General features: G+C 31.7%; 15 protein-coding genes. 7 read left to right on the forward strand and 8 right to left on the reverse strand.

The genetic code is table 11. The annotated features are described in order from the left end of the window. On the reverse strand, positions 1–3,048 hold the full coding sequence (locus MPR_RS06425) for a SusC/RagA family TonB-linked outer membrane protein (RefSeq protein ID WP_041890449.1): 3,048 nt from the start codon (positions 3,046–3,048) through the stop codon (positions 1–3). A gap of 1,194 nt (positions 3,049–4,242) precedes the next feature. Here MPR_RS06425 and MPR_RS06430 point away from each other — a divergent pair. Further along, positions 4,243–4,602: a helix-turn-helix transcriptional regulator gene (locus tag MPR_RS06430; protein WP_006256855.1), complete on the forward strand. Its 360-nt coding sequence runs from the start codon at positions 4,243–4,245 to the stop codon at positions 4,600–4,602. A gap of 5 nt (positions 4,603–4,607) precedes the next feature. On the opposite strand, the gene MPR_RS06435 is transcribed toward MPR_RS06430, so the two are convergent. Continuing rightward, on the reverse strand, positions 4,608–4,898 hold the full coding sequence (locus MPR_RS06435) for a hypothetical protein (RefSeq protein WP_041890451.1): 291 nt from the start codon (positions 4,896–4,898) through the stop codon (positions 4,608–4,610). A gap of 147 nt (positions 4,899–5,045) precedes the next feature. Beyond that, positions 5,046–5,171 carry a hypothetical protein gene (locus MPR_RS18990; RefSeq protein ID WP_006256852.1) on the reverse strand — a complete coding sequence of 42 codons (126 nt, stop codon included), beginning with the start codon at positions 5,169–5,171 and terminating at the stop codon, positions 5,046–5,048. Between the two features lie 191 nt (positions 5,172–5,362). On the opposite strand from MPR_RS18990, the gene MPR_RS06440 reads away from it, so the two are divergent. From MPR_RS06440 to MPR_RS06450, 3 genes are all read left to right on the forward strand, one after another. Next, complete coding sequence (locus MPR_RS06440) at positions 5,363–5,659, forward strand: helix-turn-helix domain-containing protein (protein ID WP_041890453.1); 297 nt, start codon at positions 5,363–5,365, stop codon at positions 5,657–5,659. A 101-nt stretch (positions 5,660–5,760) separates the two neighbouring features. Next, positions 5,761–7,074 (forward strand): DUF3945 domain-containing protein, encoded by a 1,314-nt coding sequence (locus MPR_RS06445; RefSeq protein WP_041890456.1) that lies wholly within the window; start codon positions 5,761–5,763, stop codon positions 7,072–7,074. A gap of 11 nt (positions 7,075–7,085) precedes the next feature. Next, positions 7,086–9,149 (forward strand): type IA DNA topoisomerase, encoded by a 2,064-nt coding sequence (locus tag MPR_RS06450; protein WP_041890459.1) that lies wholly within the window; start codon positions 7,086–7,088, stop codon positions 9,147–9,149. A gap of 63 nt (positions 9,150–9,212) precedes the next feature. On the opposite strand, the gene MPR_RS06455 is transcribed toward MPR_RS06450, so the two are convergent. Continuing rightward, positions 9,213–9,404: a hypothetical protein gene (locus tag MPR_RS06455; RefSeq protein WP_041890462.1), complete on the reverse strand. Its 192-nt coding sequence runs from the start codon at positions 9,402–9,404 to the stop codon at positions 9,213–9,215. Positions 9,405–9,590: 186 nt separating this feature from the next. Beyond that, on the reverse strand, positions 9,591–10,118 hold the full coding sequence (locus MPR_RS06460; protein ID WP_041890465.1) for an antirestriction protein ArdA: 528 nt from the start codon (positions 10,116–10,118) through the stop codon (positions 9,591–9,593). 598 nt (positions 10,119–10,716) lie between these two features. On the opposite strand from MPR_RS06460, the gene MPR_RS06465 reads away from it, so the two are divergent. Both MPR_RS06465 and catA read left to right on the forward strand, forming a co-directional pair. Beyond that, complete coding sequence (locus MPR_RS06465; RefSeq protein ID WP_235280669.1) at positions 10,717–11,601, forward strand: IS4 family transposase; 885 nt, start codon at positions 10,717–10,719, stop codon at positions 11,599–11,601. 128 nt (positions 11,602–11,729) lie between these two features. Continuing rightward, positions 11,730–12,374, forward strand: a complete 645-nt coding sequence (gene catA, locus MPR_RS06470) for a type A chloramphenicol O-acetyltransferase (RefSeq protein WP_041890468.1) — start codon at positions 11,730–11,732, stop codon at positions 12,372–12,374. A gap of 32 nt (positions 12,375–12,406) precedes the next feature. Here the strand turns inward: catA and MPR_RS06475 are convergent, their stop codons facing one another. Further along, positions 12,407–12,877, reverse strand: coding sequence for a JAB domain-containing protein (locus MPR_RS06475; RefSeq protein WP_041890471.1), 471 nt, complete (start codon positions 12,875–12,877; stop codon positions 12,407–12,409). A 200-nt stretch (positions 12,878–13,077) separates the two neighbouring features. Then, positions 13,078–15,081, reverse strand: coding sequence for a conjugal transfer protein MobC (gene mobC, locus MPR_RS06480; RefSeq protein ID WP_041890474.1), 2,004 nt, complete (start codon positions 15,079–15,081; stop codon positions 13,078–13,080). Positions 15,082–15,247: 166 nt separating this feature from the next. Between mobC and MPR_RS06485 the strand changes: the two genes are divergently transcribed. Further along, positions 15,248–15,715, forward strand: coding sequence for a YbaK/EbsC family protein (locus MPR_RS06485; protein ID WP_041890477.1), 468 nt, complete (start codon positions 15,248–15,250; stop codon positions 15,713–15,715). Between the two features lie 99 nt (positions 15,716–15,814). Here MPR_RS06485 and MPR_RS06490 read toward each other — a convergent pair whose 3' ends face one another. Beyond that, a complete protein-coding gene (locus tag MPR_RS06490) occupies positions 15,815–16,519 on the reverse strand; it encodes an HAD family hydrolase (RefSeq protein WP_041890480.1) in 705 nt (234 codons plus the stop codon). Between the last annotated feature and the right edge of the window lie 99 nt (positions 16,520–16,618).

Here is a 16,618-nt window from a genome sequence, read left to right on the forward strand (position 1 = left end):
TTAAAAGGTTAATTGAACACCAAAGGCATAAGTTTTTAGAGGAGGTAAATAACCAACGACAGTAAATTCAGGATCTAGACCAAAATAATTGGTTATAGTCCATAAGTTTTGCCCCTGAATATAAAGGCGTAATGATTCTACTTTTATTTTTGGAATTCTTAGAGTATAAGTCAATGATATATTCTTTAATCTTATATAAGAAGCATCTCCAATTGCCATATTACTACTCTTAAAGTTTGTGATTCCGTTGTTTATTGAAGAGTTTAATCCTGTTGTAAGCTGACCATATTGACTGTTTGGATTAGTTAAAGACCAGCTATTGAGTATTTCTATTGGTTGATTTCCAAGTGCCCCTGGAGTAACTAGGTTGTAATTGTGATTAAAGTTGGTCTGCTTTACAAACTGAAATAAAAAGTCTAGATTGAAGTTTTTATAATTTAATGTGTTTTGAATCCCTCCATGATATTGAGTTTTGATCTCTTGAATATTTTCTTTATCAAAAGCAGCAGTGATTTTACCGTCATTATTATAGTCTGTGAATTGATATAAACCTGTAAGAGGATCTATTGCTTCAAAATTGTAAAGCCTTCTTAGATTAGTACTTTTTCCAACTACAAATTGATTAGCATAGGTAGAGCCTTCAAGATTAGGGAAAGAAAGTAATGTGTTTTTAGGGAATGATATATTGAAGCTTGTTGTCCAACTAAAATTGTTATTTCTAATATTTGTAGAGTTTAAAGTAAGTTCCCAGCCTTTGTTTTCGACAGTAGCAGGTAGATTGTCTTGTATAGATGAAAATCCAGTTGTGCCAGGAAGAGGGACACCTACTAATTGATTGGAAGATGTATTTCGAAACCAAGCTATATCAATTTGTATTTTATCATTAAATAGAGCAAGTTCTAATGCTGTTTCTAGTTTCTTAGTTTTCTCCCAGCTAAAATTTGGATTATATAATCTTGAAGGAGTTAAACCTGTAATCTCATCATATTTATTTGGATTTAGTTTATAGGTATCTAAATATTGGTAATCTCCTATATTATCACTACCTGAAGTTCCATAACTTGTTCTAAGTTTTCCAAAACTAAGCCATGAAGAATCTTTAAGGAAGTTTTCTTTCGAAAATACCCAAGCAGCCCCAATTGCCCCAAAGTTTCCAAACTTATGATTATCTCCAAAACGAGAGGATCCATCTCTACGTGCTGTAATATTAAGAATGTATTTATTATCATACATTAAGTTTAAGCGAGCAAATAGAGCCACATATTTATATTGTATATTAGCAGTTTGGATAATATTCTTGGTTTTAGCAGCTGAGATATTGGATATAAAATCATTACTCTGAAAATTGGAACCTGTTAAATGCAAAGCACTAGTTTCGCTTTCTTGATAGGTTAGTCCAACTAGAGCATTTAAATTTACTTTGTGTCCTATGGTTGCGAGATAATTTAATTGGGGCTCTACTATATAAGTTTTGTTATCTCTAATGCTGTTTGTAGAACTAGAGTTTTCAGAGGTATATTTTTTACTTGGATTATAGATAGTATGTGGGGTCAACCTTTTTTCATCTGAATTTGTTTTGGTATAACCTGCACTTAACTTTAAGTAAGTTCTTTTAAGTATTTCATAACTTAAATTCAAGTTTAATATTAAATTGTTATTATCGTTATGATATGTCTCTTGCATTGATGATACAGGATTTGTGTCTCCCGAAAACGTCCAGTTTAAAGTTCCATCAGAGTTGTATAAATTAGGTGCATTAGGTGCAAGAGTAAGTGTATTATAAGTTAAATCTGTTGCAATTAGATTATTGCTTTGCAATGAATAATTAGTTGATGAGTTTAATTGAAACTTTCCATCTTTACTACTGTGATTTACATTAAATAAAAATGTATTTCTTTTATAACCTTTGTCTGTTGGAAATACTGTTGTTTGTGTGCCTTGGCTAGCTGAGGCTGAAAAATGAGTTGTTTCACTTCCTCCACTAACACCTAATTGTATGTTTTGACTTTGAGCAGTACCACCAATAAGTTCTTTTTGCCAATCTGTATATCTATTTCTATCCCAAGTACCATTCATATCTAAGGCAGATGCTGGGTAGGTTGTAATACCATCATTTAGGAAAGCATCATCTCTCATTTTATTAAATTGATCTGTATTTAAAAGTTTCATTTTACTAGCTACTTTGCTAAAAGATGTAGAAGAGGAGATTGAGAAAGACAGTTTGTCAGATTTGTTTTTTTTAGTTGTTATAAGTATAACTCCATTAGCACCACGAGAACCATATATAGCTGTTGCATCAGCATCTTTTAATATTTCTATACTCTCTATATCTGAAGGATTAATAGAGTTTAATATATTAGCATCACTCATTGGAAGTATATCACTTGAGATTGTCGTATTTACCAAATTGCTATTTGGAATGACAACTCCATCAATAACATAAAGTGGAGCATTTCCATTAATAGCATTGTTTTTGTAACCACGAAGGCTATTTCTACCTCGTATCTGTATGTCAAAACCTCCACCAGGGACTCCAGTGTTCTGAGTAATATTTACCCCTGCCATTCTTCCTTGAATAGCTTGAAGTGGATTAATAACAGGTTGTAGTTCTATATCTTTTGCAGTCACGCGAGCAATACTTCCTGTTTTTTCACGGTCTTTTACTGAGTAATAACCTGCGTTAATTACTACCTCTGATAGCACGTCTTCATCTTGCAAAAGATTAATGTTATAAATTAAGTTAGCTGTAATAACAATCTCTTTAGTTTTATATCCGATATATGAGATAACTAAGATATCCCCACTAGAAGCATTTAAAGAGTATTTTCCGCTTGAATCTGTAGTTGTAGCTACATCGGTTCCTTTTACTTGAACAATCGCTCCAATAAGTACTCCTGAGTTATCACTCACAGTTCCAGAGATTGTTCTTTTTTGGTAATCTAAATGAAATAGACTATCTTTAGATACGGCATAAGTAGGGTATATAGTAAGGCTACTTAAAAGCAAAACTACCCCATAACCAGTATTGGTTAAAAATTGAGTTTTCATAATTGTTATAGTTAATATGATACAAGAAGACTTTAAATCCTTAAGATTCTTATTGCCGTAGTACTTAAATAAGTCTTTGTATCAATGGTTAGTTAATTGGTAATATTTAATTCATATATATTTTTATAAAAACTATCCCCAAGCTCTAAAGCACGTCTCCCAAAATGCAAACTAGAGCAAAGGGATAGTCATGGACTTTTAGTACAGTTTAAAACTCCCTTTAAACTATACTGTTTTTTGTTTGTTTAAATGCCTACTAAGGTCTAAACCTATAATTAACCACCTAGGCTAAAGCCCTATAGCAAGCGGTTTTTCTCCATAATTAAATAGTTTTACAAGTGATTAATAGATTATTAAATAAACAGTAGGAGAGACTTTTTTCATAGCGTTTTTCCTTACTAACTAATCTTTATTGCCTTTTAGCCGAATGGATGAACGAGCTATATTTATGTGTGATAAAGGCAATAGTTATCCTGTACGCATCTAAAAACTGTTTTTAGACCTAGCGTAAAATGTGTTATAACTCTAACTAAATAGGTAATAGGGTAGCCATCTAACATTAAAGAGTTAATGTCAAATCAATCTACATCGATAAGATTTAGTTAAACTAAAGTTTAATCATAGGCTAAATGTGAGTTTAGTTACTAATTGTTTGTTGTTTAATAAAATGTAATAATTGAAAAAATCTCGAATAGAACATTCGATAAGTCCATTAAGGATAGATAAGGTATTGCAAGTATTCATAAAATAACGAACACTAAACAAATCCACCTTTGTTTTAAACCTCTATATACCTAATTGGGAGACGGTATGAATAAGAGGTATGTAGTATGTTTAATATAAAGCGAAACTTAAGAATTTCAATAAAGTGAGAAGTAAATGACAAACCTATATAAAATAAGTTGGCATGGGTACTCACATTATCCAACTTGAGGTACTGGCATACCCGTACAATGAATAAGTGAGCCCATGCCTAGGTCATGGGCTAAGATACTTATTTTCTCATTGTACTTAATAGAAAAGTGCCAGTTTTCAAGTTGAGAAACAAATAAGCTTTAGCTTAATATTTTAAGTGTCATTAAGACATACAGATTGGAATTAATGTAATCTGATATTAATACAAATATATGCAAATTTCTTATTCAATACAAATTTGTATCGAATAATGTATTGCACTTTAAAGATTTTTACTATATGAAAAAATATACTGAGACAGAAGTTAAGATTATTAATGTTCATATAGGTTTAAAATTAAGATTGGCTAGACTCAAAAAGAATCTTTCCCAACAAGATTTGAGCCTATTAGTGGCAAGTGAGAGTGTTACTATTGGTAGATTAGAAAGAGGAGAGCATTTTAGTAATTGGGCTCTTATTTTTAAACTTGCCAATACTTTAAATGTGACTTTTATTGATTTATTTCAGCTAAAGGATCGAGAAGTTTTGATCAACTTGAAAAATGAGTGCTTTACTTTAGAGACTAAGCTAAATGAAAATAAAAGAAGGTTTTATGCTAAATATGAAGATAGAATAAATGCTCTGTATTGCGTTGAGTAATACACTTATTGAACAGAGATAATTTTTTCAGTTTTCATACCTTCATGTTTTCTTTCAATCCTTTTCTTCTCACTCTTGTAAACAAGAAATAGGAGGATACTCAAAAGAATTAAAGCATAGGCTAACCATTTGCCTATTCGTTCTAAGAGGCGTATAAACACAGAGGCTTCAAAACTAGAAAAACCTTCCAGACCAGCTACGTTTCGACGATAGAATTTTCTTCTATTTATCCAATATATGAGTCCTATTCCAAGAACTAGGGATAAAATACCTACTATTAATATAAAATTAGCCATATGAATGAAATTTATTTGAATTTTTTTATAAAGAATTAATTGTTAGTTTTTTAAAAAATCAGATAATTTATTGCATTGATGTTTATAGAACTATTAATTAAAAAGCACCGTTTTCCAAAACAGTGCTTTTTAATTAATCTTAGTGTCCTATTTACTGCGTTTAGGTGGTTTAAGAGAAGGCGTATTGCCTGGAGTGTCTTTATTGTCTCTCTGACGTCTGTCAGGCTTACCTGTTGAAATAGCAGTTCTTTTAGGTCCTGGTTTTAATCCCATAATATTTTGATTTTAAAAAGTTAATAATCAATAATTTAATTAAACTTATTAAATGATTTAGTTTTTATTTGCGAATATTTTTAGCGAAAAAATGCCACCCATTGGCAGAGCTTGGCAGATTTATTCTGTCAAACTCTTAATCTTTGTAATGTTAGCTAACAAATTTAATTAACCCATTAAATTCTAACATTATGAATATAGATCGCATAGAATTCCTTTTATGGATGGAGCGTATTATGACACGCTTCGATCATTTATCAGAACATATAAAAGAGCTCCCTATAAAAACTCAAACTATAGATGGAGAAGAGCTTTTAGACAGTCAAGATGTAATGGCACTTTTTAAAATAAGCCCTCGCTCACTGCAACGTTACCGCTCAGATGGTAAGCTTCCTTATTATACAATTAGTGGTAAGCTTTACTACAAACGTTCTGATGTCAATCAGTTTATCAGAGAATGTTTTAAACATCCTGTACGCAAGAAGTAAATAGCTGCTAAAAGCCAAGAGTAACCTTTAAAGCATACTATTTACTAAGCAGGCTCTCTTGGCTTTAGTTTTAAGTTTTTAACCATTTAAAACTAGGTATTATGAGTACAGAAACCACACAAAGACAAGTAGAGCACGATGTGCTTCTTGTGAATGACAAAACAAAAAACAAGATTCAGGTAGTAAAGGGACTGGATAAAGATGGTAAACTTGAAACAGTTCCAGCTACTAAAAAGAATCAAAATCAATTTTTAAAGGTTGATCGTAACGGAGATTTCTTTTCCAACTTCTTCTCTAATTTTTTCAGCCAACTTAAAAACCCAACGCAGTTTACTTTTTTTAGAGTTCCGGAGCTATTGACTATTAAGATGGCTAATCAAATGCAAAAAGAACTCAATCAAACAGGACCAACTCACGAGCTGTTTTTAAAACATGAGATAACAGAAATTGGTAACGAGCCAAAGAAAGAAAATAAAGTAGCTGAACCAACAAAAGAAGAGGGACAGTATAATTCTAACAAGTTCGATATTAAAGATATTGATTGGGATTCATTATCAAGACTTGGGCTTTCAAAAGAAAAGCTTCAAGAAATGGATCTGTTAGAACCACTCTTGCAAGGTTATAAAACCAAGGATTTAGTAGCTGTAAATTTAGATTTAGGTTCTGCCGTGTTTTCTTTGGATGCAAGACTGTCTTTGCAAAAAAACGAAGAAGGTAAAGTGGTTATGGCTCTTGAAGGAGTAAAGAAGTATCCCAATTTAAATGTACCTCTTTATGGACATGAGTTTTCCAAACAAGACAAACACAATCTTTTAAAAACAGGGAATATGGGTAGGGTAGTGGATCTTGTTCATCCAACAACTAAAGAAATGATCCCTTCGGTTGTAAGCGTGGATAGACTAACTAATAACCTTGTAGTTACAAGAGTTGAAAAGATGCAATTACCACAAGAGGTAAAAGGTATTGTTTTAAGTGAAGAACAGCTTCAAACTTTAAAAGAAGGAAAGCCACTACTTGTGGAAGGAATGACCTCGGCTAAAGGAAATCTATTTAATGCAGAGATTCAGTTTAACGCAGCTAAAGGACATATTGAATTTTTGTTTGACAATACCAATAAGCAGAGTCAGAATAACTCGCAAAATCAATCTCAACTTTCAGATGATTTAAAAACCTTTAGAGGTAAAGAACTTACTAAAAAACAGCAAAGCGATTTACTGGAAGGTAAACCAATTTACATCAAAGATTTGATAGATAAACGAGGTAATCCTTATCAAGGGTATGTGACGTATAACAAAGAAACTAAGAAAGCTGACTTTTCTTTTCAAAATCCAAACAAAGAACAGCAGTCAAAAGCTCAATCGCAGTCAGAAAAACAAGCGGATGAGCCAAAGAAAAGCAAAGGACGTAAAATGTAAAGCTAAAGACTATGATTGTAATTCTTGCAGAAAAACCAAGTGTGGCTAGGGAGATAGCTATGCTTGTTGGAGCTAAAACAAAAAAGGATGGCTTTATCGAAGGAAAAGGATACTGTGTTACTTGGGCTATTGGTCACTTAGTATCACTAGCTATGCCTGAGGATTATGGATTTCAAGGTTTTAAAAGAGAAGCTTTACCAATCTTACCAAGGTCTTATTTGTTACTTCCAAGAAAGGTCAAAAAAGCAAATAAGTATACTTTTGATCCATCAGCTTTAAAACAGCTCAAAGTCATTGATAAACTCTTTAAAACGTGTTCAGAGATTATTGTAGCCACTGATGCAGGTAGGGAAGGAGAACTTATCGCAAGATATATTTTTCAATACCTAAACTGTACTAAACCTTTTAAAAGACTTTGGATTAGTTCACTAACTGAAAAAGCTATTAAAGAAGGCTTACAAAATCTTAGAGAAGGAAGCGAATTCGATGGACTTTTTAGAGCAGGCCACAGTAGAAGTAGAGCAGATTGGCTTGTTGGTATAAACGCTTCTCAAGCACTTACTGTTTCAATGAATGATTCGGTGTATTCTCTCGGTAGAGTACAAACACCAACCCTCAGTCTTATCTGTAAACGGTATTTAGAGAATACTTCTTTTAAGAAGCAACTGTACTATCAAATAGAACTTATTCATCAAAAAGACGGTATACTATTTAAATCGCTCTCAACTGATAAATGGGAAGATAAACAAAAAGCAGAACAAGCTTTAAAACTCATTGACAAACAAAGTGAGGTTAAAATACAAAAAGTAGAAACCAAAACAATAAGAGAAGAGTCCCCACTACTTTTTGATTTAACCTCACTTCAAAAAAGAGCCAATGAACTCTTTGGATTCTCAGCAGATGAGACTCTCAGCATTGCTCAGAGCCTGTATGAAAAGAAGTTTATCACCTATCCAAGAACATCGAGTAAGTATATTCCAGAGGATTTATGGGCTGAGGTTCCTAATTTATTGAAAGTACTTTCAGATGATAGTAGATATAGTAACCTGCTTCTAAAACTAAAGATGGCAAGGCTTAATAAGAAGATAGTAAATGATGTAAAGGTTACGGATCATCATGGACTATTAACTACAGATAGACTTCCTTCAGCGATTAACGCTAAAGAAGAAAGCATTTATCATTTGATTGCTCAAAGAGTATGGGAAACAGTATTTGAACCTTGTGTAAAAAAGCAAACAGAGGTAACCTTAAATGTTTTGGATTATGAGTTTAGTTTTAAGTCTTCTTCAATAATAGAACTTGGATGGAGAGAGGTAAGAAAAGAACTTTCTACTACTGATGAGGTAGTAATAGATTTACCTGATTTACAACAAGGCGAGAATCTAAAAATTAAAGAATCAATTGCTCTTGAAAAATCAACAAGACCAAAAGCTTTATATACAGAGAGTTCACTTTTATCAGCTATGGAAAACGCTTCTAAAGAGGTAGAAGATAAATCACTTCAGAGCGTTATTAAAGATGTTGGAATTGGAACAGCAGCTACAAGGGCTTCTATTATCGAAACGCTTTTAAAAAGAGACTACATCACAAGAAAAGCTAAGTCGCTTGTTCCAACTGAGAAAGGATTTAAAGTGTATGAAATAGTAAAGGATAAACTTATCTCCGATGTACTATTAACTGCTAAGTGGGAATCTGCTTTTAAAGACATAGAAGAGAATAAAACCGATATGGAAGATTTCCATAGGCAAATTGAAGATTATACTACGGAGATAACAGTAGAGCTTTTAGCTACTAAACCAATCACTGAAACAGATCATCTATCTTGTCCTAAGTGTAAAGGGCATACACTTCAACTAAGAGAAAAGGTAGTGAAATGTTTGGATACTGATTGTAGTTGGGTGTTGTTTAGGGAGGTATGTGGAGTAAAACTAACTATTGATGATATCACTGACCTAATACAACAAGGTAAAACCAAAATCCTAAAAGGATTAGTGAGTAAAGCAGGGAAGAAGTTCGATGCTTACCTTATCTTAAAAGAAGATTGTACTACTGGATTTGAATTTAAAAACAAGTAACTAAAATTAAATAAATCAAAAGGAGTTATCTAAAACTAGGTAACTCCTTTTGATTTATATCTATTAGTGTTTATGCTTTTTAGCATGTTTTTTCTGTTGTCCAGGAGCATAAGGCTTAGCTGACTTTGATCCTGTTACTTTTTTCATTTGTCCAGGAGGTACATCGTTATTCCCATGTGATTTTACGTGTACAGAACAAGAAGCTAAAAGTAAAGCCATTAAGGCTAAAATACCTAAGTGTTTTATTCTTTTCATATTTTTTGTATTACTATTTGGTAAGATAAGAAGTACTGATTTGTTTGTACTTATTTAAGCTTATTAAACAATGAGAAAACAAAAGTAAATAAATTTTAAACCCATCCGTTTAAAACTAATAAAGTAAAACAAGAAGTTATCTGATTCAGATAACTTCTTATTATGTAAACTAATTGAAATAATCAATTAACTATTTCTAAATACATGACCATTTTCATAAGTATAATCACTCATAAATAGATCTCTAGCAAAGCTGTCATAATCAAAGTATGACTTTACAAAATCAGACAAATCGTAACATTCATCAATGATTTGATAAGCGAAATCTTCTTCACAGTTATAATATCCTTGATAATCATCTTCAAATGATTCAAATAACGAGTCTATATCATCAGATTCAATATCGTGATTACCTATACTTATCCAAGCTGCAAAAGCTTCTAAAGTTTTATAATCTAAATCGGATATTTTTTCAATGATTGAAAAGGTATTTTCTGAAAGGCTACTTTCTGAGATTAATTCAGAAGGAATGTTTTCCCAATCTTGAAACATAAATTCAGGATCTGTTTCATCAGCGTGTAGTTCTGAACAACATTCATAAAACTCTTCAATAGAGCTAAAGTTACTTAGCTCAATCCAATCTCCTTTAATTGAACCATTGTTATACTTAGCATAAGTACCAACATAAACTTTTGAGTGCATTAAGTTTTCCATGATAAATAGTATTATGACCTTAGGGTCTGATTAATTTCATGGCACTTATGTTTTGGTTTTTAGCTACGAGCATGTTTTACAAGATAAATACGCTCATAGAATGAGGAAAATCTTTGTGTTGAGCAACTAATAGATATGACTTATCCTTATATGGAAAAATATTTATTATACTGGTAGTGAATGGTTGGAATGTTTTTGAATCACTTAAATTTTTTATTTTTGATAACTCATTTTGATTATCATCTATATTAATAGGTCCCGAAATACCTTAGTACACGACAAAAGTATTAATTAGTTGATTTTAAGAGAAATAAAGGGAGGAGTGATTTGCAAAAAAGGCTGATATTCAGTATATTAAAGTTTTCCTCCTACAGAATGTCTTTAAAAACGAACAACAGCCTAGAGTACAAAAATACAGAACTTCTAACAACTATAAAAGCCAATTTTAAAGGTAAATTAGGGTTAGCTAGGATCCGACTTATTTGTTTGTTTATCGTCTCTCTATGCAAAGTAAAGTCTGTGAATTTTTCTAAAGTATCAACTGGGATTTGACAACTGTGCTGAAACTAGTAGTAACTATAGACGTATTCAGCGCTTTATATCCTCAGTTGATTTAAAATTGGAATGGATTTCAAGACTTATCTTTGGGCTTATTCCTACCCAGGAATCCTATGTTCTTGTAATGGATCGCACCAATTGGAAGTTTGGTAAACAAGACATAAACATCTTAATGCTAGGTATTAGTTATAAGAATATGTGTTTTCCAATACTGTTTAAAATGTTAGATAAACGAGGTAATTCAAATACAAATGAGCGAAAAGAACTCATTAATACTTTTATTGATTGGTTTGGTAAAGATTGTATTAATTGTGTATTAGCAGATAGAGAATTTGTTGGAGAGGATTGGATTAGCTATCTAAATGATAAGCAAATTAAATATTACATTCGTATTAGAAATAACTTCAAGGTTTACTTGTATAGTAAACAGAAAGAAATAACAGCTTCTCATCTATTTAATAACTTAAAACCTGGTCAAACAAGACAGTATCACAAGATTGTTAGAATTCATAATCAGCTATGTTATATCTCTGGAACTAAAGTGATAACAGATGGTAAAATAGACTTCTGTATAATCATAGGTTTTAATAAACCAGAGAAAGCTTTAGATACTTACAAAATAAGATGGCAGATAGAAACACTATTTAAAGCCTTCAAGTCTAGTGGCTTTAATATAGAAGATACACACTTGAAAAAAATAGATAGAATTGAAAAACTACTCATGTTAGTGATGATCGCTTTTGTGTGGTGCTATAAGATTGGGGACTATATTGACACTATAAAACCTATCAAAATCAAGAATCATGGCAATAGGCTTATTAGTGTATTTAAACTTGGACTTGACTACTTATCAAGATTATTACTTTCTAAAAATGAATACAACCCTTTAAATATCAATTGCTTTAGTTTTTTGTCGTGTACTTAGGGAAAATGATATTAAGATGTTTTAGTCAACTAAGATGTCATTTTGAGTTGATTTAGTGGCTTTTCAAGAATTGTGAAAATCTAATTTAGAAAGATATTTATATTTTTGTTTTCATAACTAATTTAGAAATGAACTATAAAAAATTTGATGTAGAGTCTTGGAATAGAAAAGAGCATTTTTATCACTTTAAAAACCAATTGAGATGTGGGTTTAGTTTAACCACTAAAATAGATATAAGTAAGGTGATACTCTTTATAAGAGAACATGAGTACAAGTTCTACCCTACGATTATTTACTTAATAACTAAAGCGGTTAATAAGCATTCTGAGTTTAAATTTGCCATGAAGGATGGAGAGTTAATACAGTGGGATACTGTTAACCCAGCTTATACTATTATGCATCCTGAAACAGAGACATTCTCAGAATTATGTTCTGTGTATAAAGGAGATTTTAAAACCTTTTTAGAAGAGTATGATCGAGTATATGAGAAATATAAAGGAGATTACTCAATGTCACCACAAAAAGAAATAGAGAATATATTTAATATTTCTATGATTCCTTGGGTGAGTTTTGATGGATTTAATTTAAATGTACCTGGTTTTGGTGATTATTTTGCTCCAATTTTTACATTGGGTAAGTATATTAAAAACAATGAAGAAATATTGATGCCTATATCAATACAAGTACATCATGCGACATGCGATGGACTTCATGTCGCTAAATTACTACATAGCTTACAAGAGCTATGTGATAATTTAGAAGAGTTGAAATAAGATTTATTGACTATATAATAAAAAATAAGGCGTCATAAGACGCCTTCATCTGCAAAAGAGTAATAACTCTCAGGTGTTATTATTAAATGATCTAAAAGAGCAATATCAAGAATATTGCTGGCTTGTTTAATCTTTTGTGTGATTTGTCTATCCGCATCACTTGGTTGTAATTTCCCTGAAGGGTGATTGTGTACAAGGATCATAGCTGTACTTTTAGACTTTAGTAAAGCAGCAAATATCAATCTAAGATCAACGACTGTTCCAGTAATACCACCTGATGATATCTCAAGTACACCAAGTACTTTATTATTGTTTGAAAGCATAAGTACTTTAAATTGTTCTAATAGTTCAATTTTATTCTCATCCCATGCTTTTAAAGCTACTTCAAAAGCAGAATAAGAAGAGTCAATTCTTGGTCTTTGTGATGCTTTAACTTTAGATTTGTAGATTAGTTCTATCTCTGATGCCACTAACCAATTGTTGTTTAAAACTGTAGATTCCATAATATTATATTTTTTAATTAATTATGGAGCAGCTACAGGTAATGCTTAAGCAAGCTCAAAAAGCAACGCAATAAAGCGTAGACAAGGTCAAGCATTTATGGGGGAATTTTTTGAAAGTGAACCGCGGAGCATTACCTTGCTTAGTGAGATAATTGATAAAAAATAAAACCACTATTAACCTGAAGAACTAGAAGATAAGTTTACTTCTTCTTATTAATCAAATGAGCCAATTCAGGATCGTTTTCAATGCGTTTTAGCTCTGATTCTATAATTGATTCAATATCAAGTTTAATTTGTCTATAATTAGCTTGAATCGTTTCATCTAAAGTGTTATTACCCTTAGCGTTTATAAAAGAAGTTATCTGAGGTATCTTTTGATAAGATTTCATTTCTTGAGATACCTTTTCATTATCAACCACTATTTCTGAGTGAAATATCTTTTGCTCTATACGTTCATCAAAATTATCAGACACAGCCCCTACAAACATTCCTTGGGTAAGGGTTGATATCTTAGAAGCAGGAATAAGTGTATCAAGCTGGGTAGAGAAGGAGGTAGAACGATCATTTCTATTAATAGAAATACTTTGACGCTTTTGAAGTATCTTACCAAAGCGTTCTGATAGGGCTTTAGCTGTATCTCCAACTACTTGACCTGAGAAGATATTTCCAACTGTATTTTGAATTACTTTGCTCTCTTTATCTCCGTAATCCCTGTTAAGTTGTGAGAAATCTTGAAATCCTAAACATACCGCTACTTTATTACTACGGGCAGTAGCAATAAGATTGTCAAGTCCTCTAAAGTAGATAGTAGGTAGCTCGTCAATGATAACAGAGCTTTTAAGTTGTCCTTTTTTATTGATGAGTTTTACAATACGTGAGTTATAAAGCCCAAGAGCAGCAGAGTAAATATTTTGACGATCAGGATTGTTTCCTACACATAGTATTTTAGGTTCTTTTGGATTATTAATATCTAACGAAAAATCATCCCCTGTCATTACCCAGTATAGTGATGGTGATATCATACGAGATAGAGGTATTTTAGCAGAAGCTATTTGCCCTTGCAATTGGTCTTGCGCTCCTCCTTCCCAAGCATCCATAAAAGGAGAGAGGTAGTTCTCTAAATCAGAGTAGGAGGTAAGAATAGTAAATACGTCAGCATACTTTTTATTAAGTAGTTCAATAGCGTGAGGGAATGTACAGTATTTTCCATTTTGATAAATCTTCAAAAACCATATAATAGCTGCTAAGAGTATGATTGGAGATTCTACAAAGAAGTCTCCTTGTTTTTGTATCCATGAGCGGTTAAGGTTAAGCATTATGGTATAGGCTGATTCATAAGCATCAGATATATCTGTCATAAACGATGGGTTAATCGGATTACAACGATGACTGAGACTTGGATCATCAAAGTTTATAACATAGAACTTGGGAACAATAGCGTATTTATCTTTGTGTAATAACAAGTGATTATAAGCTATAGTTGATAAGTCATGGAACTTAAAATCGTAAATATACATCGAGAATCCTTTTTCAATTTGTTGTTTGATAAAGTTATTCACCACAGCATAAGATTTACCAGAACCTGGAGTACCAAGAACGATAGTCGCCCGAAATGGATTAACAATATTTATCCAACCACTATTCCATTTTCCTTTGTAATAGAACCTTGAAGGAAGGTTAACAGAGTATTGATTTTCAATAAGACGAGTCTCTTGCATAAAACTCTCATTTTCAAAATTAAATACATCTTGCATAAGGTTATCGTTTAGTAGCCTACTAATCCAAGCTCCTGAGACAAGAAGTAAAATATACCCTAAGAAGGTACTTGCTATATACAGTATCGCGCTCCAAGCGTATCCAAAATCAAGTAAGAAGAAGTTGAAAAAAAACAAACTAAAACCAACTGTAAAAACACTTATGATTTTAGAGATTGTTATCTTTTCATGTTTTACGCCTTTGCCTCCCCACAGGCTTAAAGAAAGTAAAACCAAACAAAAGAGTTTAGTATAAAGTAAATGAGAAAACAGTCCTGCTGTTCGGTTGAAGTTTACTAGTATTCGATCTACAACAGTGTGTGTTATTCCAATACTTAAAAAGAAAGAATAACAATACCAGTATAAGTGCATAAGCATAATTAAAATACTTACTGCTCGCATAAATGCTAAGATTTTAGCAAGCGCTTTTAAATCGTCTTCTGATTGCATAATAAATGTAATTAAGATTAACGATTTAAAGTAAAAGTAGATTTAAGAACACTAATTGAAATGGCACTAGGTAGTATTATTTGACCTCCATTGATAACAAACCTACATTATTAAAACTTGTCAATTGTATTATAATTCCTATTTTTAAAAACCAATATTAATTATTATGAACCATTTAAAAGTGAAAGACTATCTAAAAAGCAAGGGCTTTGAAGATCGTTTTATTGAATTTAAGGAGAGTACAGCTACTGTAGGAGAAGCTGCAATTGCGATTGGTTGTGATAGTGACCAAATAGCAAAGAGTATAACGCTTTTTGCCCCAGAAGAGGGAGCCGCTATTTTGGTCGTCGCTTCAGGAAATAGTAAAATAGATAATAAAACTTTTAAACACACTTTTGGTATCAAAGCCAAGATGCTTAAATATGAAGATGTAGAAAAGTTAGTAGGTCACCAAGTAGGAGGAGTCTGTCCTTTTAAGGTAAAAGAATCAACCAAAGTCTACTTTGATGAATCTTTAAAAAGACACCAAGTGCTCTATCCAGCAGGAGGTAGCGCTAATACCGTCGTTCAACTAAAACAAGAAGAATTGATTGACTTGTGTGATTTTGTTGATTGGGTATCTGTGACAAAGTAAAAATTATAGGTTACGAGTAATTACTTGTAACCTATAATTTTAAGTGTTATTTCTTCGTATTATCAAAAGCAAACATCTTAGTAATATTTCAAGAATCAGTTAAAAACTATTTAAAAGTGTGATTAATTCAAGTGGTGTGTTGATTTCATAATCAGGTTTGTCATTCCAGTTTTTTGTGTCTGAATTGCTATACTTTACAGCTATAGAAATGACTGTACCATTATTGTTTAATTCTTTTTTTATGTTTTTAGCAAATGTTACATCTCCTTCATGATCTCCAATGTATATAATGTTCTTATTATAGAAGTTAGTAAAGATTTGCTCTAAACATTTTAGTCCTCCAAAAGGATTAGGTTTCTGCATATTATTTGGTATATCATCATATCCAATAACAGATTTGAACTTATGTTGAAGGTTATTTGATCTTAAAACTTTAAGTATATTATTTGATGAATTTTGAGAGCAAATACCTTGAGGTAAATCAATTTGTGTAATAGTTTGTTTAATATCAGAAAACAATTCGACAGGGGTTGTGTTTTTTAATTGATATTCAGTCCAAAGAGTACCCGCTTCAAGCATTTCACTCTCTGTCATTCTGTAATAATTTACATACAAATCTTGCCAGTTTTTGGATTGGTGATTAGCAATATGATATTGACTTTCAGATTTTAAATATATAGGAAGATTCTCATTTGTTAATCTAGGGGCGACCTTAGCTAATATTTCTTTAGTAATATCAATATTTTTAGGAACAGAGTTTACTAATGTTCCATCATAATCCCAAAGAATAGCATCAATTTTCATAGTTATGTGTTTATTATAAATTTATTTCGTCCAAAGACTAAAGTACAAAGTTATAAGTAAAAAATTAAAAGAGTGTTTGATTATTTCCAAATACGACCT

The sequence above is a fragment of the Myroides profundi genome (genome assembly GCF_000833025.1).
Lineage (GTDB): Bacteria > Bacteroidota > Bacteroidia > Flavobacteriales > Flavobacteriaceae > Flavobacterium > Flavobacterium profundi_A.

Excerpts from the sequence above, each read along its gene's own strand:
- mobC (WP_041890474.1), bottom strand. The coding sequence starts at position 15,081 with ATGCAATCAGAAGACGATTTAAAAGCGCTTGCTAAAATCTTAGCATTT.
- MPR_RS06475 (WP_041890471.1), bottom strand. The coding sequence starts at position 12,877 with ATGGAATCTACAGTTTTAAACAACAATTGGTTAGTGGCATCAGAGATA.
- MPR_RS06455 (WP_041890462.1), bottom strand. The coding sequence starts at position 9,404 with ATGAAAAGAATAAAACACTTAGGTATTTTAGCCTTAATGGCTTTACTT.
- MPR_RS06485 (WP_041890477.1), top strand. The coding sequence starts at position 15,248 with ATGAACCATTTAAAAGTGAAAGACTATCTAAAAAGCAAGGGCTTTGAA.
- MPR_RS06440 (WP_041890453.1), top strand. The coding sequence starts at position 5,363 with ATGAATATAGATCGCATAGAATTCCTTTTATGGATGGAGCGTATTATG.
- MPR_RS06430 (WP_006256855.1), top strand. The coding sequence starts at position 4,243 with ATGAAAAAATATACTGAGACAGAAGTTAAGATTATTAATGTTCATATA.
- MPR_RS06445 (WP_041890456.1), top strand. The coding sequence starts at position 5,761 with ATGAGTACAGAAACCACACAAAGACAAGTAGAGCACGATGTGCTTCTT.
- MPR_RS18990 (WP_006256852.1), bottom strand. The coding sequence starts at position 5,171 with ATGGGATTAAAACCAGGACCTAAAAGAACTGCTATTTCAACAGGTAAG.
- MPR_RS06490 (WP_041890480.1), bottom strand. The coding sequence starts at position 16,519 with ATGAAAATTGATGCTATTCTTTGGGATTATGATGGAACATTAGTAAAC.
- catA (WP_041890468.1), top strand. The coding sequence starts at position 11,730 with ATGAACTATAAAAAATTTGATGTAGAGTCTTGGAATAGAAAAGAGCAT.
- MPR_RS06425 (WP_041890449.1), bottom strand. The coding sequence starts at position 3,048 with ATGAAAACTCAATTTTTAACCAATACTGGTTATGGGGTAGTTTTGCTT.
- MPR_RS06460 (WP_041890465.1), bottom strand. The coding sequence starts at position 10,118 with ATGGAAAACTTAATGCACTCAAAAGTTTATGTTGGTACTTATGCTAAG.
- MPR_RS06435 (WP_041890451.1), bottom strand. The coding sequence starts at position 4,898 with ATGGCTAATTTTATATTAATAGTAGGTATTTTATCCCTAGTTCTTGGA.
- MPR_RS06450 (WP_041890459.1), top strand. The coding sequence starts at position 7,086 with ATGATTGTAATTCTTGCAGAAAAACCAAGTGTGGCTAGGGAGATAGCT.